The following is a 17,869-nucleotide window of genomic DNA, read 5'->3' as shown; positions in this document are numbered from 1 at the left end:
GAAGGGATGAGCAATCGTGTCGAGGCACTAAGCCAAGCTACGCAAGGCATGGAGAAATCGAAAATACAGAAGCTAGAGTTTGTTCGGATCAAATGGTTGTGGGAGAGAGTGAACGATTTCGTCATCGGTGCGGTCGTGCCATTATTACTCCTTGTCATTTGGCAAGTATCAGGGGATTTGGGGCTGTTTTCACCATCCTATTTACCAACTCCGTTGCAAATTGCCGCTGAGTTTCGTTCATTAATCGCTTCTGGTGAGCTGACCCAGCATCTGTCGATTTCTTTGCAACGAGCTGTCATAGGTTTTCTAATTGGAGGATCCATCGGGCTGCTCTTTGGCTTTTTAGTTGGTTTTGTTCAAAAGCTGGAGTTCATGCTGGATCCTTCCTTTCAAATGCTGCGCATGATTCCACATCTCGCGATTGCCCCGTTAATCATACTTTGGTTCGGTTTCGGCGAGGTTTCGAAAATCGTGATCATTGCGAATGGGGCTTTTTTCCCTATGTATATTTATACCTTTCTCGGCATTCGGAATGTGGATCACAAATTATTCGAGGTCGCTAAAGTGCTGAATTTCAGCAAGTCGAAGCAAATTTTTCGCTTGATCCTCCCGGCCGCTTTGCCTGGCATTCTGTTAGGTTTACGCCTATCTGTAGCGATTTCTTGGCTGGGCCTCGTTGTAGCTGAATTGATCGGGTCACAGGAAGGAATTGGTTTCCTCATTAACTATGGTAAACAAAATTCAAGCGCTGAGCTTATATTCGTTGGGGTCATCATTTTTGCAGTGATCGGGAAACTTGTGGATTCACTTGTACGGTGGCTAGAAAGAAGATGGCTGAGCTGGCGTGACAGCTTCCAAGGCTAGGAAACATCAAGGAGGGATTGCGATGAGCTCGGGCAAAATTACGAAATTAGACGCCGATGTCTTAGTCATCGGTGGAGGTCCTGCCGGGGCATGGGCAGCTTGGAGCGCAGCCCAGCAGCATGCGAAGGTCATCCTCGTAGACAAAGGATTCCTAGGATCGAGCGGAGCTACGGCACCTGGAGGCACGAATTTGTTGTACCTGCCGCCAGATTCTGAACGGAGAGAGAAGGCAGTCCAGCAGCGCTACAAAGAAAGTGGGTACTTGGCAGAGCCTGCGTGGATCCACCGTGTGCTTGATCAAGTGTATGAAAGCTTACTGTTAGTGGAGAAGTGGGGCTATCCGTTTCGCCGTGATGAGCAGGGTGTTCCTTTGCGTGATCACTTGCAGGGACCAGAGTACATGAAGCTAATGCGTCGTCAGGTCAGTCGGGCAGGTGTGAAGATCCTTGATCAATCGCCAGCTTTAGAACTGCTCGTCGATGAGCATGGAGTTGGAGGAGCTCGAGGCATTTCACGCTTAGATGATTCCGAATGGGAAATCCGAGCGAATGCTGTCGTGATTGCAACAGGTGGATGTGCTTTTCTAAGCAAGGGGTTGGGTTGTAACGTCCTAACTGGAGAGGGTGTTCTGATGGCGACGGAGCTCGGTGCCGAGCTATCTGGCATGGAGTTTACGCGCCAGTATGCGCCAAGTGCGGCTTTCGGTACGGTGACTCGTGGCCGCTTGCTGAACTGGGCTACCTATACCTCAGAGGATGGCACGGTACTGCAAGGCGGAGGCCCGAGAGCGGGCGATTTTCTGCCGAAAATGCTGAGCAAAGGCCCCGTGTACGCAGTGCTAAACCACGCGGATACGGAAGAAAAGCAGCAAATCCTGCGTAAATCGCATGCGATTTTCTTCGTGCCGCTGGATCGCGCAGGCATCGATCCCTTCACAGAGCGGTTCCCGCTCACGCTTCGCTATGAGGGAACCGTTCGCGGGACAGGCGGCATCCGCCTTACCGATGAGAGCTGCGCCTCAACGGTGCCGGGCCTTTATGCCGCCGGCGATGCGGCCACCCGTGAACGTGTCACGGGTGCCAAGTCAGGCGGAGGCGCATTCAACGCCTCCTGGGCGATCTCCTCCGGCACATGGGCCGGTGCCGGAGCTGCGAAGCATGCGCTGACGCTGGGGCGCAGCGCTAGGGATTTGCGACCAGCAGGCCGTTACGGCCTGGTCGATCCTGATGCAGCCCCCGATCGCATCCTCGATGCGGGGGGCTTGGTAGAGGCAGTCCAGCGGGAGGTCTTCCCGCTGGACATCAATTATTTCCGCAGTGAGCCCGTGATCCGTCAATCGCTGGCGCGATTGGACGATCTGTGGGCGAGCTTGCGGGGGACAGCCGTGCCCCTGTCGGTGCAGGGGCGGGTTCGCGCACGTGAAGTCGCAGGGATGATTGCGACGGCGAGGTGGATGTACACCGCTGCTCTCGCACGCAAGGAGACGCGGGGCTTGCATTCGCTTGAGGAGTATCCGGAAACAGATCCTGCGCAGCAGTACCGCCTGATTGTCTCTGGCATTGATGAGATTGAGCTGCGCACAGAGCTGGCGGCGGATCAGGAGGTTGTGGCACGATGATTGAATTCGTAAGTACGGAACGGTGTGTGGGATGCACGCTTTGCGTGAAGGTGTGTCCGACCAACGTATTTGATAAAGGGATTGATGGCATTCCGAGCATTGCAAGGCAGGAAGATTGCCAGACTTGTTTTATTTGTGAAGCGTATTGCCCCGTTGATGCGTTGTATGTATCTCCGTTTGAATCTCCTTTGGAGGAAGTGCCGACAGAAGCGGAGTTGGTAGAGGCCAATCTGCTGGGCAGCTGGCGAGAAACACTCGGCTGGGGTAAGGGGCGAACAACGTTGGCGGAGTTGGACACAACACCTTTTATAGATCGCATTTTACCTTCAAGACGATAAGCTATTCGTAATAAATAGTATTGACGGGTTTGAAATACGGTGCTACTATGTGTTTAATCTTAGTAAACAACTTGGTTTTGTCGACATACAATTGCATACCCTGTCCAACCGTACACACGGAGGCGTTCCTACATAAGGGATGCCTCTTTTTATTTTCATATTAGAGGAGGTCATGTAGATGGCAAAGGTTTTGGAAGATAATGATTTGGGGCTTATTGCGGATGTGTTGGTAATTGGCGGAGGTCCTGCGGGAACGTGGGCGGCCTTAACGGCTGCAACGAATGGCTCCAAGGTAATCTTGGTGGATAAAGGCTATTGTGGAACGAGTGGAGCAACGGCACCATCGGGTACAGGGGTTTGGTATGTCAAGCCGGACGAGAAGCTGCGAGAAGAAGCCAGAGCGAGTCGCTATCTGTTGGGCGGTAAGCTGGCGGAGGTTCCTTGGATGAATCGCGTGCTCGATCGAACCTATGAGAACATGAACAAGCTAGGCTCCCTGGGGTATCCGTTTCCGAAGGATGATATCGGCGATCCGTATAAGCGCGGTTTGCAAGGGCCTGAATATATGAAGCTAATGCGCAAACTGGTTCAAAAAGCTGGCGTGCGCATCCTCGATCACAGTCCTGTGCTCGAATTGCTTGCCGATGAGCATGGCGTTGGCGGTGCGACTGGCGTGAGAACGCAGAGCGGGCAGACCTGGACGGTGCGAGCAGGAGCGGTAGTGATTGCGACAGGCGGTTGTGCATTTTTGAGCAAAGCATTAGGTACGAACGTGTTAACCGGGGATGGCTATCTATTGGCTGCTGAGGCCGGCGCTGATTTCTCTGGGATGGAATTCTCGAATGCCTATGCGATCTGCCCGACGTTCTCTTCCGTAACTAAAACAGCCTATTACCGCTACGCCTCCTTCTACCACGAAGATGGCTCTATTGTAGAAGGCGCAGGGTCACAACGTGGCCGCTCGATCATTGCGCGGAATTTGCTGCAAGGCCGTCAGGTATACGCCAGCTTGGATCAAGCGCCGGAAGAGATTCGTCCTTTACTGCGTGTGAATCAAACGAATTTCTTCTTGCCTTTCGACCGACTTGGCATTGATCCGTTCAAAGATAAATTCCCTGTTACCCTTCGCTTAGAAGGCACGGTGCGTGGAACTGGCGGTATTCGCATTGTGGATGAGCAATGTTCAACCATTGTTCCAGGTTTATATGCAGCTGGCGATGCTGCAACGCGTGAGCTGATCTGTGGAGGTTTCACAGGAGGTGGCAGCCATAATGCGGCTTGGGCGATGTCTTCCGGTTCATTTGCAGGGGAAGGTGCTGCGAAATTTGCCAAGGATCTTGGAGATAAAGCGGATAATCGTACACTTAAAAGCGTCTCAACGACAACGTTCACGAAGTCGGGATCGGGTCAGATTTTAAGCAAAACAGGCGAAGCCATTCAAGCGGTACAAGAGGAAGTCATGCCATATGACCGCAATTTGTTCCGTACGCAGAAAGGGTTGGAAGGCTCCATCAATCGTCTGGATGGACTTTGGAACGACTTGCGTGAACGTGTGACGACGCTAGATATTGCAGGTGTTCGTCATCGTGAAGCGGCAGCTATGACAGCTACAGCCCGTCTTATGTATAACACGGCACGCGAGCGTACTGAAACAAGAGGGATGCATAAGCGTGAGGATTTCCCAGAGACTGATGCTGCGCAAGGGTACCGCTTAATTAGCGGAGGTTTGGATCAGGTATGGACGAAAAAGGCTGAAGTGAACAAGGAGGCTGTTACCCCATGATTGAGTTAGTCAGCGAGTCCAAATGTGTAGAATGCAACCTCTGCGTGTCGGTATGCCCGACGAATGTATTTGATCGTGTGGAAAATGGGATTCCGGTCATTGCTCGGCAAAGTGACTGCCAGACCTGCTTCATGTGCGAACTGTACTGCCCAGCGGATGCTCTCTATGTAGCGCCAGATGCAGAAGGACCGATGCATGTCAGCGAAGAGAGCTTAGATGAACAAGGATTCTTTGGTGGTTATCGGGAGAAAGTAGGCTGGGGGAAAGGGCGTAAACCAGTTGCCGAACATCCTTATATGTATGAATTAGCGAAACTAACTTCTATCGGGTAAGACAGTGGATACCCTCTTGTGGTCAATTTGAAAGGAGAATGAAAGATGATAGAGAGACAGAAAATGAGTAAAAGGGGATTCGGACTTTTCCGTACCACACATTTGGTTATGATGTTAGCAGCTATGGTCGCTTTGTTAGCGGCTTGTGGCAATTCCGATGGAGGTGCCAAGACGGCAGGTGCTAGTGCAGCAGCGACAAGTGGCGGAGCAGCCAAGGTACAACCACCAGCAGTGATCAATTACGGATACATTGGGACGAACAAGTTGAATTTCCCGGGTGGAGCTGAGGGTTGGGGCTTGTACAAAGGCATTATCCAAGAGGAGCTCAAAAAATACGGCATCACCGAAATTAAGCCGGTAGCTTTCCCGAACGGACCTGATCAAAGCGAGTCGTTAATCAGCGGCAGACTGGATTTCGGCAGTTTGGGCGATACGCCAGCGATGCTTGCTCGTTCGACGGGAGCGAAGACGAGAGCGATAACCCAGAACACAACAGACAATATAGGTTACTTGATTGGTAAAAAAGGTGGACCGACGACGATTGCCGATTTGAAAGGTAAAACGATCGCAATTCAAAAAGGCTCCTTCATGCACCGCTATATTGCCGGCCTTGTGAAAGAACAAAATGTACCCGACGTGAAGTTCATCCATATGCTGCGCCCTGATGGTGAAGCAGCATTGTCACGTGGCGAAGTGGACGCGATGACGAATAGTGCGATCTTTGCTCTGAAACAAATTGAGAATGGGTTCCCATTGATTGATGATGCCACCAAGCATCCGAATTTAATCGGAGGCAGCCTTACAGTTGTGTCCGAGGACTATCTAAAGAAGTTCCCTGATTTCCCGAAGGTGTGGAATGCAGCTAGGGAGAAAGCGCTCAAGGATTTACAATCCAAGCCAGATGAATATTACCAATTCTTATCTCAGTTAAATGGGTTCACGCCGGAATTGAACAAGAAGGTTACACCGATTGAGACGATTAAAGATGTTAATTTTAAGGATGATGGTGTGAAGCTGCTTGATGGAACGAAGAAATTCTTGGTTGACGAGAAGCTGGCAGAGAAGGATTTTGATCTGAATCAGTGGTTACTTAAATAAAGGCAACACGCCTATTCGGAAAGGAAATGATAAGATGACTGTATCAGCACAAGTCGATAATCAAGCTGTTTTAACCCCTGAAGTGGAGGCCAATCGTAAGGCGGATTATCCTGTTCATCCGCTGTTTCTGAACCGTTGGTCGTCGCGTGCTTTTGAAGAGAAAGAAGTAACGCATGAGACCTTGTACACGATCCTGGAGGCTGCTCGCTGGGCGCCTTCCAGCTCGAATCTACAGCCGTGGCGATTCGTAGTCGCCCAAACAGAGGAGCAGAAACAGAAGTTTCAATCGTTCATTAAGCCGAACAATCAATTGTGGACGAAGCATGCTCCAGTGCTGTTGCTGATCTTGTCTAACAAGTTCCGTCAGGATGGTGAACCTAGTGGCGCACATGCGTTTGATGCAGGTGCAGCTTGGGCATCCATTGCTTTTCAAGCGAACTTGTTAGGTCTAGCTACACGAGCAGTTGGCGGCTATGACAGAGAAAAGGCACGTGAAGTCCTTCAAGTTCCAGCGGAGTATGAGCTTCATGCCGTGATTGCTTTGGGTTACCGTGGAGCACCTGAAACGTTGGCCGAGGACTTTCAGCAGCGTGAGTTGCCGAATGGACGACGCGCATTGAGCGAGAGCATCATCGAAGGCTCTTTCTAGTTCGATGGACTCGTGGAATCGGCAATTTGCAGCGTTGCTCTCTGTGCAATTGCTTGTATCAACCGCGCACGGCATGTTCGTTCCCCTCTTGCCCAGCTTCCTTCAGGATGTTGGGCATGTGAGTGGGGATTCGCTTTACATATGGTCAGGTGCCATATTCTCGGCCAATTTCATGATCATGATGCTGCTCATGCCTTTCCTTGGGCGCATCGGAGATCGCTACGGGCGTAAGCCAGTGATGCTATGGTCTGGATTTGGGATGACCCTCGTTACGGCTTGCATGTCACTTGTCACCGAGCCTTGGCAGTTGGCACTGCTGCGATTGGCACAGGGGTGCTTCACCGGCATCCTGCCATTCACCATGGTGCTGATCTTGATCGGCGCTGCCAAGAATAAGGTTGGCGTTTCGGCTGGCACCATGCAAATGATGGGCGAGACCGGATCGCTAATCGGACCATTGATTGCGTCCTCTTTGCTTACATTTTACTCGGTTCGAGGCGCCTATCCAGCAATGAGTGTGTGTATTTTACTTGCGACCGTCAGCGTACTTTGCTTTGTCAAAGAAGGTCCCCGTGCACCTGTTGTATCTAAAATGGAACGGAGCACCTTGCTAACGGACTGGAAGCAAATCTGGCGGATGAAGCCGCTCCCCTCATTGCTGCTTAGTGCCCTATGCATTAATTTCGCACTAGTCGGGACGAATCCAATTATCCCCTACTACGTGCGGCAATCCACGCATACGCTCGCCTTTCTCAACGATCAGTGGCTGCTCGGTATCACCTTATCGGCGACCTCTCTCGCCGTTATCGTTTTCTCCCCGTTGCTGGGCATGCTCTCCGATCGTGTAGGACCTTTGTTGTTGCTCAAAATAGCGACCAGCACTGCGTTTCTCCTTTGTATCGTGCAAGCTGTGACCCACTTCTATCCGCTCATCCTTGCTTGTCGGTTTACACTCGGCTTGTGCGTAGCGGGTATGATGCCCAACATTCAAGCCCAGGTGCGAGGTTTAGTCCGCAAGGGGATGGAGGGGCAGACCTTCGCCATGGTGAACTCATGGATGTTCCTAGGTTGCCTAACAGGACCGCTTCTGGGAGGCGTTATCGTCGCTCATTTCGGCATTCGTGGCTGGTTCATTACCGCTATGCTCGTCTTTGCCGTTAGCTGCTGGCAAGCTTTTCATATTGGAAGCTACCAATCGCGGAAGGCAGAGATGGAAGTGACTCAAGCCGTGACGCGCGTGTCGACAACTACAAATTAAAACGAAGCGAGCCCTTTGGGGCTCGTTTTTTTGCCGCATAAGAATGTAGAAGTTCATGATAAGGAGGCTATATGTATCGTAAATATACGGTGCCCCAGTCAAATAGATGGATTTTATACAGTTATATCTTGGTGTTTTCTGATCAAATACTTAATAAATGGAAAATATGCAGTTAATTTAATATAGTTTAGCTAATTTGAACATATAGAGGTGATTTTAAATACATATTTTCCAGTTAAATCGGGTTTTCGAAGGAATTTATCATAAATAGCTACATATTTTCCAGTTAATATAAAATAGTAACTTACGTGTCCCTCCGAGCCTACAAACGCCCCCAACACCGTCTGAAATCCCGTTCGATAGAAGGTTTTGTGGAACTATAGAATGGTTGTGTTTCACAAAACTTCTCCTACATCCCTTTTACTTTCCCCTCAAGGCATGATAATTTTATAAGTTAGAAGCAGAGCATTTTGAATTTAATGTTTCGTCCCCTTTGATAAGATGATGACAAGAACAACAATAGAGTATTGAGAGGGGCAACAATCGTATGAAAAAGCTCAGTCAAACAGTCGTAAGCGCTATCGTAGTTGGTGGCTTGTTGGCGGGATGTTCTTCCCAAAGTGATAGTGGAAGCACGGCAAGCACATCTTCGTCATCCGTACCAAACCAAACAGACACAGCCGTGAAAAAAGAAGAAAAAGTAAAACTTACATTTTGGAGAAACTCGGGGAATGATACAGAGAATGCGGCTTACGACAAGTTAGTAGCCTCTTTTATGCAAAAGTATCCGAATATTTCCGTGGAAATGACACCGATTCCATACTCGGATTATGACACAAAATTACGTGTATCCATCGCTTCCGGAAGTCCGCCGGACATCATGGCGTTAGATGCGCCAACCGTCGGTTCGTATGCCAACGCGGGAGCACTTAAACCGCTGACGACGTACTTCAAGACAGATGGCAATATGGAGGATATTCCGAAATCAACATTAGCTACTTATACGTATCAAAATGAAATCTACATGGCACCGCTGACCGAGTCTTCTATTGCGATGTTCTATAACAAGAAACTTTTCCAAGCGAAAGGTATTCCGCTTCCTTCCAAAAACCCAGATGAGCCGTGGACATGGGATCAAGTATTGGAAGCTGCAAAGAAAGTGAACGATCCAGCGAACGGGATCTTCGGTATCGATCCAGCGCAGGGCTTTGGTAACGCAGGCGGTACAGCATATTTCAAGTATCCAATCATTTGGCAACTCGGTGGCGAGATCATGAGCCCAGACGGTAAAACGTCCAAAGGCTTCCTAGATTCCCCACAAACGAAAAAAGCCGTACAGTTCTTCTCCGATCTGTATAACAAAGATAAAGTATCTGCGCTGGAGTATCCACCGGATCCGTTCCCGAATGGTAAGTTGGCCATTACGATTGACGGCTCGTGGTCCTTGGCTAATTTGAAGGAGAAATTCCCTAATTTCAAGTTGGGCGAAGACTATGATATTGCACCATTGCCAAAAGGAACCACACAAGCGGTAGCCAACGGCAGCTGGGCGCTGGGTATTTCCGCGAAAAGCAAGCACTCAGATGAAGCTTGGAAGTTTATAAACTGGGTAACTGGGGAAGAAGGACAGAAAACGTATGCAGGCATGACAAAGGATATCCCATCCCGATATTCTTCTGCGAAGGCGTTCCCAGAGCTGAATGAGTATCCGAAGAATATCTTCGTGATTCAAAATCAGAAGTACGGCAGACCGCGTCCAATCACGCCGATCTTCCCGCAAATGTCAGATGCTGTGAACAAAATGTTTGAAGATGTCACGATCGGCAAAAGAAACATTGATGCGTCTATCGCAGAAGCCGTTACGACAATTGATAAAGCGTACGCAGACGTCCTAGCACAGCAGAAGAAGTAAGCAATTCCAGATAAGTGAGACGAATCATTTCGATGATCGTCTCTTTGTCGTTGTTTGGTCAGACGGCCCAGAGGTATGATATAAAGAATCAGACATAACGGGGGGATATCATGTTTTTCTCATTGAGGAGCCGTTTGATGGCGGTTTTCTCGGTTCTATTGCTTCTCCCTTTTGCCACTTTGGCCTATATCCTTAGCGAGGAAGCGACCAAGTCAATCCAGTCGTCGATCGAAGCTTCAACCTCTCAAACAATCGAGCAGTTCGCCTCGCATGTGGGGACGCTGTTGACACAAGTGGAGGATACAGGCAATCAGGTAATGAGCTCCCGAGTCACACAGGACTGGCTGACCGTTCATTTGAATCCAGATAGCACCATTCAGGAACGCGTGCTCACGAAGCAACGATTGCGGGAGTATTTCTCCTCCTATGGGGTGAACAACTCCAGTGGTATTTCCATTAGTGCGTTCGCCGAGGATGCTGGCGGTGTGTGGACGCAGGACAGAACCTACAAGAACAGCGCGTGGTTCCAGGATTTTATTAATGAAAACAAGCGTTGGACGGTTGCACACAAGGATGTCGATCAGTCGGATGATTTTATGAGAGCTCGATCGATTAATAGCTTCCTTTTCCCACTCGTACAATTGCAATCGCTAAAAAATATGGGCTTCATCAAAGTGAATTATCCAACAACCCTGCTTCGCAATGCGATTGAAAAGATTCATGTAGGGAAGACGGGGAAGGTCGTTTTGCTGACGCATGACGGCAACAGTGTGCTGGATCAGAATCTGTCTGAAGACAAGGACATGCTGGGGAAGGGGCTTCAGCAGATTGATGCACGTTTTGACGGGGATGCCAGTGGAATTTTCCCGATGGAGGCGAAAGGAGAGACGAATCTGCTCTTTTTCCGCAAGCTGCCTGCTCAGAATTGGACCATTATCGGGAGTGTGCCTGAGGCTGAATTGTATGAAAAAATCACACACATTCGCCAAACGATGCTTGTCGTTAGCATTTTGTTACTGATCGTTGCGATACTAACAGCCTTTTGGCTGTCAGCAGGCATTACCAAACCGCTGAGTGTGATGGGGAGAGCAATGAAGCACGTAGAGCGCGGGGAGTTTCATCAGGCGCTGCATATGATGCCGAAGGTTGGCCAGGGCCATAGTGAAGTGAACTATGTGACAAGGGTGTTCGAGCAGATGACCCATCGGCTGCGCTATTTAATCGAGACGGAGTTCGAGACAAACTTGCGCAGGAAAAATGCCGAGTATAAAGCACTGCTGCTGCAGATTAATCCGCATTTTTATAATAATACGCTTGAAATCATTAGCGGTCTGGCGGCGATGAAGCGGGAAGACCTTGTGATGGATGCGACGGAAGCTTTGGGTAAAATGATGAGATACTCGCTTAACCTGGGTAGTGATTTGGTTCGAGTAGGGGAAGAAATGGCGTATATCCGGGATTATTTGTTCATCCTTCATTTGAGGCATGAGGAGCGATTGCAAAGTGTGATCGAAGAAGATCCCGAGGCAGCCCATTTCTTGATCGCCAAATTCATCATTCAACCTCTGGTCGAAAATGCGGTGAAGTATAGTTTAGAGAAGGATGGCGTTGCGCGGGTTACCCTAAGGACGAAGCTGCAAGAGAATAAATTGCTGATCTCCGTGAAGGATAATGGCATTGGCATGTCTCCGGAATTGGTTCAAAATCTTATGGAAGAGATCCAAACGGGTGATCCTGTAGCGATTCTCAGTACCGAGGGGCAGAGTATTGGTCTTCGCAATGTGTTATCCCGCTGTCGATTGAATTATGGGAAGCAATTTCATTTAGAGCTGTATTCCAAGCAGAATGAGGGGACGGAGCTGAACCTGATCCTGCCGCTGATAAGGAGCTGACAACCGAGATGTACAGAATCATGCTGATTGATGATGAGGTCGGCGTTCGAAATAGCATTAAAGCCAAAATTGATTGGACATCCGCCGGGTACGAAATTGCGCAGGAAGCGGCTAATGGTCTGGAAGCACTGCAGCTTCTGGAGGCACATCCGATGCCGGATGTTGTTATTACAGATGTTCGCATGCCGCAAATGGATGGGATTTCCTTCGTTAGCGCATGCAAGGAAAAGTACCCTGCGCTTCGTATTATTGTGCTCTCCGGCTACTCGGATTTTGAATATATGAAGGCTGCTATTCAGCTTGGGGTGAAGGATTATCTGCTCAAACCCGTGGTTCGCAGTGAGCTAACCGCACTTCTTGGCAAGCTTGCCGCGGAGTTGGAAGAGGATCGCAATCGCTTGCGGGAGCAAGATCAAGAGGAAATCAAAAACCATCAACAGCTTGTGCTGATGCAAGAGCAGCTTCTTTGGCAACTGGTGAAGGATGAATGGTTCAGCGTGTCCACCATGAAGGAGCGAATGGAGCAGTTACAGTTATCAGCGTTAGCAGGTGACAATGTTCATGCTCAATTTGTAACGGTAGAGATGCGTATTCCACCAGGACGCTTGGACGATTGGAGTGAGCGGAAAGACTTGCTGTACTTAGCTTTTCAGATGTTGTGCCGGGAGTCCGCCGAGAAATGGGAGCACATCTATCCGTTCTACGCGATGAGTCACCCTGCGATGATACATTTTGTCATTCGGATTCAAAATGCCGAGCATGACCGCTTCTTGGCTGACTTCGTACGCAAGCTGAAGCGGGATATCCAAAGCTACCTCAAAGTAGACAGTGTGCTCGGTATTGGCGAGCCTATCCATGGTTTGAGGCAGCTCAAGGACGGCTACGCATCAAGTATGCTCGCCTGGAGTCAAGGCACGATTCATTCCGATAAAGCTGAGCCGGATCGAAATGTGCTCGCCATGACGCATAGCTTTTCACCGGAGGTGGAGAGAAAGCTGATGCAAACCATCGAAAATCTCGATATGCCTGCTTTTACCAAGCAGTTACAAGCCATTTTCACCACAGATCGAGATACGCCAATGTTTGTGTTCACCTTTTTAACGCTGCGTATTATTCTCTTGTTTAACGCCATTGCCAAGAAGTTTGAGCTAGGGGACGCGTCCCTGCAGAGCTATCTCTGGAACTGCCAGATGAGCGTGAGAGATTACTCCTCTCGGGAGCAAGTGCTCGACCAGCTGCACGACATGGCCCGGCTCGTCATGGAAGAGGTGAGGAAAACCAGGTTCTCCAGTGGTCAGCAAATGATGGAAGCCATTCGCAATTATGTGAATGAGAACTTTTCCTATGAGCTTACGCTGGCCTCCTTGGCCGAGATGTTTCATATTAACGAAACGTACTTATCTGGGTTGTTTAAGATGAGTGTGGGTGTGACTTTTAGTGACTATGTCACGAGGTTGCGTTTGGGGAGGGCTGCGGATTTGCTCCAAGAAAGTGAGCTTAAGCTAACGGATATTGCTACGTTGGTGGGGTACTCTAGTTCGAGCTATTTTAGCACGGCTTTCAAGAAGTTCTACGGGAAGGGACCGAAGGAGTATCGGGAGGAGAGTCAAAGCAAATCTGTATAGTTTTGTGCACCATACATGATACGCATAATAACAACATATTTATCTAACTCATTGACCAAATAAAAAACAAGATAGTTATCAACGATCAACTTACGATATCCTCTGCTTTTTAGAGACTCATCTAACAAAATACTTCCTGAATACGGGACTCTAGTGAGGCTCGTAATACTGGATTCAATCTTTGCTAGAAGGTTGTCTGCCGCAGCTTGAGCAAATAATTTATGCGATACATAACTGTAAATCTGCTCAAGATCATCACTTGCTAATGGTGTGAATTTCAAACCATAATCATTTGTTTGCATATTTGTCTCGCAGCCTTTTAAAAACTGCCTCACCTTCTAATAAAGGTTGACCCTCAGCAATTTGCTTTTCAGCTTCAGCTAACTTTTTATAAACTTCAACTAGCGCAAGTTGACGTTCATAGGTTTCAATACTCATTACGACTAAGTCACCATATCCGTTCTTAGTAATAAAAATAGGTTCGTCTTGTTTATGACAAAGCTCAGAGATTTCAGTTGTATTTCTTAAATCCGTTATCGGTCTAATATGCGGCATAATCTGACCTTCCTTCTCATGATCAATCTGACATTATTGTAGCATTATAATGTACAATATTCAATTCCGATTACCATGAATGGGCTTAAATACTCTCATCTAACAGATGAGGGTATTTTTTTTATCTGCTGACGAGGCTAATCCTGGCACGCACCTGCAAATCATTTTAAAACACAACTCCCAATGATATTGAAATCTTTCTATTCGCTGACTCGGTACAATAACGATACATCATAATAGACAGCTAGTAGAGGGAGGAACCATGCGGAAGAAATTTGGATTATGGGTAGCGGGTAGCGCTGTGATCATACTTCTGGGTTGGGGGGCAACGGCATTGGTAGCAGGTGATAACAAATCGACGGACTCAGCGGAGGAATCGGCTTTCTCTTATGCGAAGGATCCGACTTATTATACGGAAAAGTTTCGCCCACAGTATCACTTATCACCGGAATCAGGCAATCTAAGTGACCCGAATGGCATGGTCTATTTGGAAGGAGAGTATCATCAATTCTATCAAAATAGCGGCCAATGGGGTCACGCGGTTAGTCGCGATTTAATCCATTGGGAGCATTTGCCGGTCGCGCTAGCTAGGGATTCGCTCGGTGAAATTTGGTCAGGCAGCGCGGTTGTGGATGCGAAGGATACGAGTGGCTTTTTTGGCGGCAAGGCGGGTCTAGTCGCGATTTTTACGCATTTCAAAGGCGGCCTGCAATCGCAAAGTATTGCATTTAGCACAGATAAAGGCCGTACCTGGACCAAATATGAAGGTAATCCAGTGATTCCGAATCCAGGTTTAAAGGATTTCCGAGATCCCAAAGTGATCTGGCACGAGCCGACGAAATCCTGGGTGATGGTAGTGTCTGTGGATAATCGCGTTCAATTCTACACATCACCTGACCTGAAAGCATGGAAGCTCGCAAGTGAGTTTGGAAGCGATCAGGGCTCGCATGCGGCGGTTTGGGAATGTCCAGATTTGTTTGAGCTACCTATAGAGGGTACCAAAACGAAAAAATGGGTGTTAGCCCTCAGCATCGGCAGCAACAACACGACCAAAGGCTCCACGGCTCAATACTTCGTTGGCACGTTCGACGGTCGCACGTTCAAGAACGATAATCCAGCTTCCGATGTTTTGTGGACGGATTATGGGAAGGATTTCTATGCAGCAGTATCTTATTCGGATATTCCAGCAAAAGATGGACGTCGCATTTGGCTAGGCTGGATGTCCAACTGGCGTTATCCGTTTGCGATGCCGACTGGGGCCTGGAAGGGGAATATGTCGATCCCGCGTGAGCTGCGGTTGAGAAATATCCCTGATCAAGGCATACGCCTAATTCAGGAACCGATCAAAGAATTGCAGACGCTGCGGGGCACAGAAGTAATGGTGAAGCAGCAACAGTTAGCGGCAGGAGTTAATCCGTTTGATCATTTAAAAGGAACATCGTATGAGCTACTCTCGGAGCTTACAGTTCTGCCGAAAAGCAAGGCCGAATTCCAGCTGCGCAAAGGAGCAGATCAAGCAACGAAAGTCACCTACGATGCGGATACGGAAAAGCTGACCATTGACAGAACCCACTCGGGTATCACCTCATTCGAGAAAGGCTTCGCCGAACAAGTGTCGGCACCACTGAGGCTGAAGAACGGCAAGCTCAAACTTCAATTTTTCGTGGATGAGGCTAGTTTGGAGGTATTCGCGAATGATGGCGAGGCTGTTGTCTCTAGCCTGATCTTCCCTGATCCCACGAGCAATCGACTGGAACTGACTGCGTCAGAGGGCGATGTCACGCTGGAAAAAGCGCAGTTTTATCCGATGGGGACGGTTTGGCGTAAGGAAGATGTGAACGGGACAACGCCACAGAGAGTAGTGTTGAACAATACTACGTTTGATGTAGCAGTGAACAGCAGCCAACTTATCGCAGCATCCGTTATTCCACTGAGCGCACCACAGGAGCTGAAGTGGACATCTAGCGATGAAGGAATCGCGTCCGTTACAGCGGATAACGGAGGGGCAACGGTGCGTGGTGTTAAGACGGGGCAGGCTGAAATCAAGGCGACTAGCCAAGATGGGACTGTCATGTCGAGTGTCCAAGTGTATGTTTACGATGGCAAATGACAGATGTGAATGGAGAGGTGAGTTATGGCTACTGTTGAAACGATGAAAACAGTGAAATCGGTTAGTTCAAGCAATAAAAAATCGCAAAGCTTTCGCAAGCATGAGCAGGCTACGGCCTTCTGGTTTATTTTCCCGGCGATAGCCTTACTGCTTGTGTTCGTATTCTATCCTATGTTGCAAGCTTTTCTAATCAGTTTCAAAAACTATTCCTTAGTCGGCGCCGGTGACGTGTTCGTCGGCATGGACAATTATGTGCATCTAATGAAGGATCGAGCCTTCTTTAATAGTTTGAAGCATTCGTTTTATTTCGCACTGATTGTGATTCCGATTCAGACGAGCATCGCACTTGGCCTTGCCCTATTAATTCAGAAGAAAACCGCGACAGCCGGGCTGTTCCGAACGCTTTATTTTATCCCGGTTATTATCTCGACAGCGGTGGCGGCTACGGTTTTTAAGCTCATTTATAACAAAGAGTTCGGCCTCCTGAACAGTGTGCTCAAAGCGCTGCATATGCCGGTTACGAGCTTCCTATCTGATCCGAAAACAGCGATGAACGGCATTATTGTGCTCGGAATTTGGAAGGGCGCCGGGTTTTTCATGATTATTTTTCTAGCCGGCTTGAACAATATCTCGCCCGATCTCTATGAAGCAGCCAGAGTGGATGGGGCATCACGGATTGGGCAGTTTTTCAAAATCACACTTCCATTATTGAATCGGACGATGTCCTTCGTGGTCATCATGACGACAATCGATGCGATCAAGCTCTCGGGCTTAGTTTTCGTACTGACCAATGGCGGTCCCAATAGCTCAACGGAAACGGTTGTTTTCTATATTTATAAACAAGCTTTCACGCAAATGAGGATGGGGTACGCGACGGCGGCGGCTTTTGTGCTTTTCGCGATTGTATTGACCATTTCACTGATCCAAATGAAGCTTTTTAACAAAGACACAGACTAACAACGAGGAGGGATTCGCTGTGAAGAGGCTAACAAACGTCGTAACGATGATTGTCATGATCGTAATTGCTCTGATTTCTATCGCTCCTATCCTATGGATGGTTACTGGCGCTTTTCGACCCTATCAGGAGCTTTTCAAATATACATCATTGAATATTCACTTAATAGTTCCCGTAGAATGGACATGGAAGAACTTCCATAATGTCATTTTTAATACGCGAAATCCGTTCTTACGCTATATCTGGAATACATTGCTCGTGGCTTCCATCGTAACGATACTGGTGCTGATCATTAATTCGATGGCGGCATTTGCGTTTGCGAAGCTAAGATTTCCATTTAAAACGGTTGTATTTGCCTTATTTATGTCTGCGATGATCATCCCAGGCGAAGTAACACTCGTACCTAACTATTTGTTGATGCATGATTTGGGCTGGCTTAATTCTTATAAAGCACTTATTATCCCTTCGATGTTGTCCGTGTTCGGCATCTTTATGCTGCGGCAATTTTTCGCGGAAGTTCCGAACGAAATGATGGAAGCTGCACGGATTGACGGAGCGACATTGCCTCGCACTTTTGTAGCGATCGTGCTGCCAGCCGCAGTGCCTGCGCTAATTACGCTCGGACTGATGACTTTCCTAGGAAACTGGGACTCCTATCTGTGGCCGCTTATTGTGATCAATGATCAGAAAATGCAGATGATTCAAGTCGGGATCTCCACGTTTTCCTCGAATGAGGGGACAGATTGGTCGAAGGTTTTGGCGGCGAATACGCTATCTACCGTGCCAATTCTCCTACTTTTTCTATTTTTGCAGCGTTACTATATTCAGGGGATTACGATGTCGGGCATTAAGGGTTAAATGGTTTAGGGTAAAAAGAAAG

Annotated in this window: 16 protein-coding genes; 14 read left to right on the top strand and 2 right to left on the bottom strand. The window is 48.4% G+C overall.

Annotated elements, in window-relative coordinates:
• Positions 1-6: 6 nt before the first annotated feature.
• The 11 genes from L6I86_RS22560 (at position 7) to L6I86_RS22510 (ending at position 13,369) form a co-directional block, all read left to right on the top strand.
• Entirely contained in the window at positions 7-864 is an 858-nt protein-coding gene (locus tag L6I86_RS22560; protein ID WP_056623317.1) for an ABC transporter permease, read from the top strand.
• A 22-nt stretch (positions 865-886) separates the two neighbouring features.
• On the top strand, positions 887-2,482 hold the full coding sequence (locus L6I86_RS22555; RefSeq protein WP_236290690.1) for an FAD-dependent oxidoreductase: 1,596 nt from the start codon (positions 887-889) through the stop codon (positions 2,480-2,482).
• Positions 2,479-2,820: a 4Fe-4S dicluster domain-containing protein gene (locus L6I86_RS22550; RefSeq protein ID WP_236290689.1), complete on the top strand. Its 342-nt coding sequence runs from the start codon at positions 2,479-2,481 to the stop codon at positions 2,818-2,820. Before L6I86_RS22555 ends, L6I86_RS22550 begins: the two co-directional genes overlap by 4 nt.
• A 178-nt stretch (positions 2,821-2,998) precedes the next feature.
• Positions 2,999-4,603, top strand: a complete 1,605-nt coding sequence (locus L6I86_RS22545; protein WP_056623326.1) for an FAD-dependent oxidoreductase — start codon at positions 2,999-3,001, stop codon at positions 4,601-4,603.
• Positions 4,600-4,935, top strand: a complete 336-nt coding sequence (locus L6I86_RS22540; protein WP_171634581.1) for a 4Fe-4S dicluster domain-containing protein — start codon at positions 4,600-4,602, stop codon at positions 4,933-4,935. Before L6I86_RS22545 ends, L6I86_RS22540 begins: the two co-directional genes overlap by 4 nt.
• Before the next feature lie 45 nt (positions 4,936-4,980).
• Positions 4,981-6,033 carry an ABC transporter substrate-binding protein gene (locus L6I86_RS22535; RefSeq protein ID WP_236290688.1) on the top strand — a complete coding sequence of 351 codons (1,053 nt, stop codon included), beginning with the start codon at positions 4,981-4,983 and terminating at the stop codon, positions 6,031-6,033.
• Between the two features lie 34 nt (positions 6,034-6,067).
• Positions 6,068-6,682, top strand: coding sequence for a nitroreductase family protein (locus L6I86_RS22530; protein WP_236290687.1), 615 nt, complete (start codon positions 6,068-6,070; stop codon positions 6,680-6,682).
• 4 nt (positions 6,683-6,686) lie between these two features.
• Complete coding sequence (locus L6I86_RS22525; RefSeq protein WP_236290686.1) at positions 6,687-7,940, top strand: MFS transporter; 1,254 nt, start codon at positions 6,687-6,689, stop codon at positions 7,938-7,940.
• A gap of 547 nt (positions 7,941-8,487) precedes the next feature.
• Positions 8,488-9,852 (top strand): ABC transporter substrate-binding protein, encoded by a 1,365-nt coding sequence (locus L6I86_RS22520; RefSeq protein WP_236290685.1) that lies wholly within the window; start codon positions 8,488-8,490, stop codon positions 9,850-9,852.
• Between the two features lie 137 nt (positions 9,853-9,989).
• The gene (locus tag L6I86_RS22515) at positions 9,990-11,744 is read left to right on the top strand and encodes a cache domain-containing sensor histidine kinase (protein ID WP_236290684.1); all 1,755 of its coding nucleotides are present in this window, start codon (positions 9,990-9,992) and stop codon (positions 11,742-11,744) included.
• Between the two features lie 8 nt (positions 11,745-11,752).
• Positions 11,753-13,369, top strand: a complete 1,617-nt coding sequence (locus tag L6I86_RS22510) for a response regulator transcription factor (RefSeq protein ID WP_236290683.1) — start codon at positions 11,753-11,755, stop codon at positions 13,367-13,369.
• Here L6I86_RS22510 and L6I86_RS22505 read toward each other — a convergent pair.
• Complete coding sequence (locus L6I86_RS22505; protein WP_236290682.1) at positions 13,351-13,671, bottom strand: type II toxin-antitoxin system RelE/ParE family toxin; 321 nt, start codon at positions 13,669-13,671, stop codon at positions 13,351-13,353. The genes L6I86_RS22510 and L6I86_RS22505 overlap by 19 nt on opposite strands.
• Positions 13,658-13,924: a type II toxin-antitoxin system Phd/YefM family antitoxin gene (locus L6I86_RS22500; protein WP_171634570.1), complete on the bottom strand. Its 267-nt coding sequence runs from the start codon at positions 13,922-13,924 to the stop codon at positions 13,658-13,660. The genes L6I86_RS22505 and L6I86_RS22500 overlap by 14 nt, the downstream gene beginning before the upstream one ends.
• A 262-nt stretch (positions 13,925-14,186) precedes the next feature.
• Here L6I86_RS22500 and L6I86_RS22495 point away from each other — a divergent pair, with 262 nt between their 5' ends.
• The 3 genes from L6I86_RS22495 to L6I86_RS22485 are packed head-to-tail and all read left to right on the top strand — an operon-like array spanning position 14,187 to position 17,847.
• Positions 14,187-16,034 (top strand): GH32 C-terminal domain-containing protein, encoded by a 1,848-nt coding sequence (locus L6I86_RS22495; protein ID WP_236290681.1) that lies wholly within the window; start codon positions 14,187-14,189, stop codon positions 16,032-16,034.
• A 24-nt stretch (positions 16,035-16,058) separates the two neighbouring features.
• On the top strand, positions 16,059-16,991 hold the full coding sequence (locus L6I86_RS22490) for a carbohydrate ABC transporter permease (RefSeq protein ID WP_236290680.1): 933 nt from the start codon (positions 16,059-16,061) through the stop codon (positions 16,989-16,991).
• A 19-nt stretch (positions 16,992-17,010) separates the two neighbouring features.
• On the top strand, positions 17,011-17,847 hold the full coding sequence (locus tag L6I86_RS22485; RefSeq protein ID WP_236290679.1) for a carbohydrate ABC transporter permease: 837 nt from the start codon (positions 17,011-17,013) through the stop codon (positions 17,845-17,847).
• Positions 17,848-17,869 lie beyond the last annotated feature (22 nt).

This window comes from Paenibacillus allorhizoplanae (assembly GCF_927798215.1).
In the GTDB taxonomy this organism is placed as follows: Bacteria; Bacillota; Bacilli; order Paenibacillales; family NBRC-103111; genus Paenibacillus_E; species Paenibacillus_E allorhizoplanae.
This window is presented reverse-complemented; position numbering and strand designations above follow the sequence as displayed.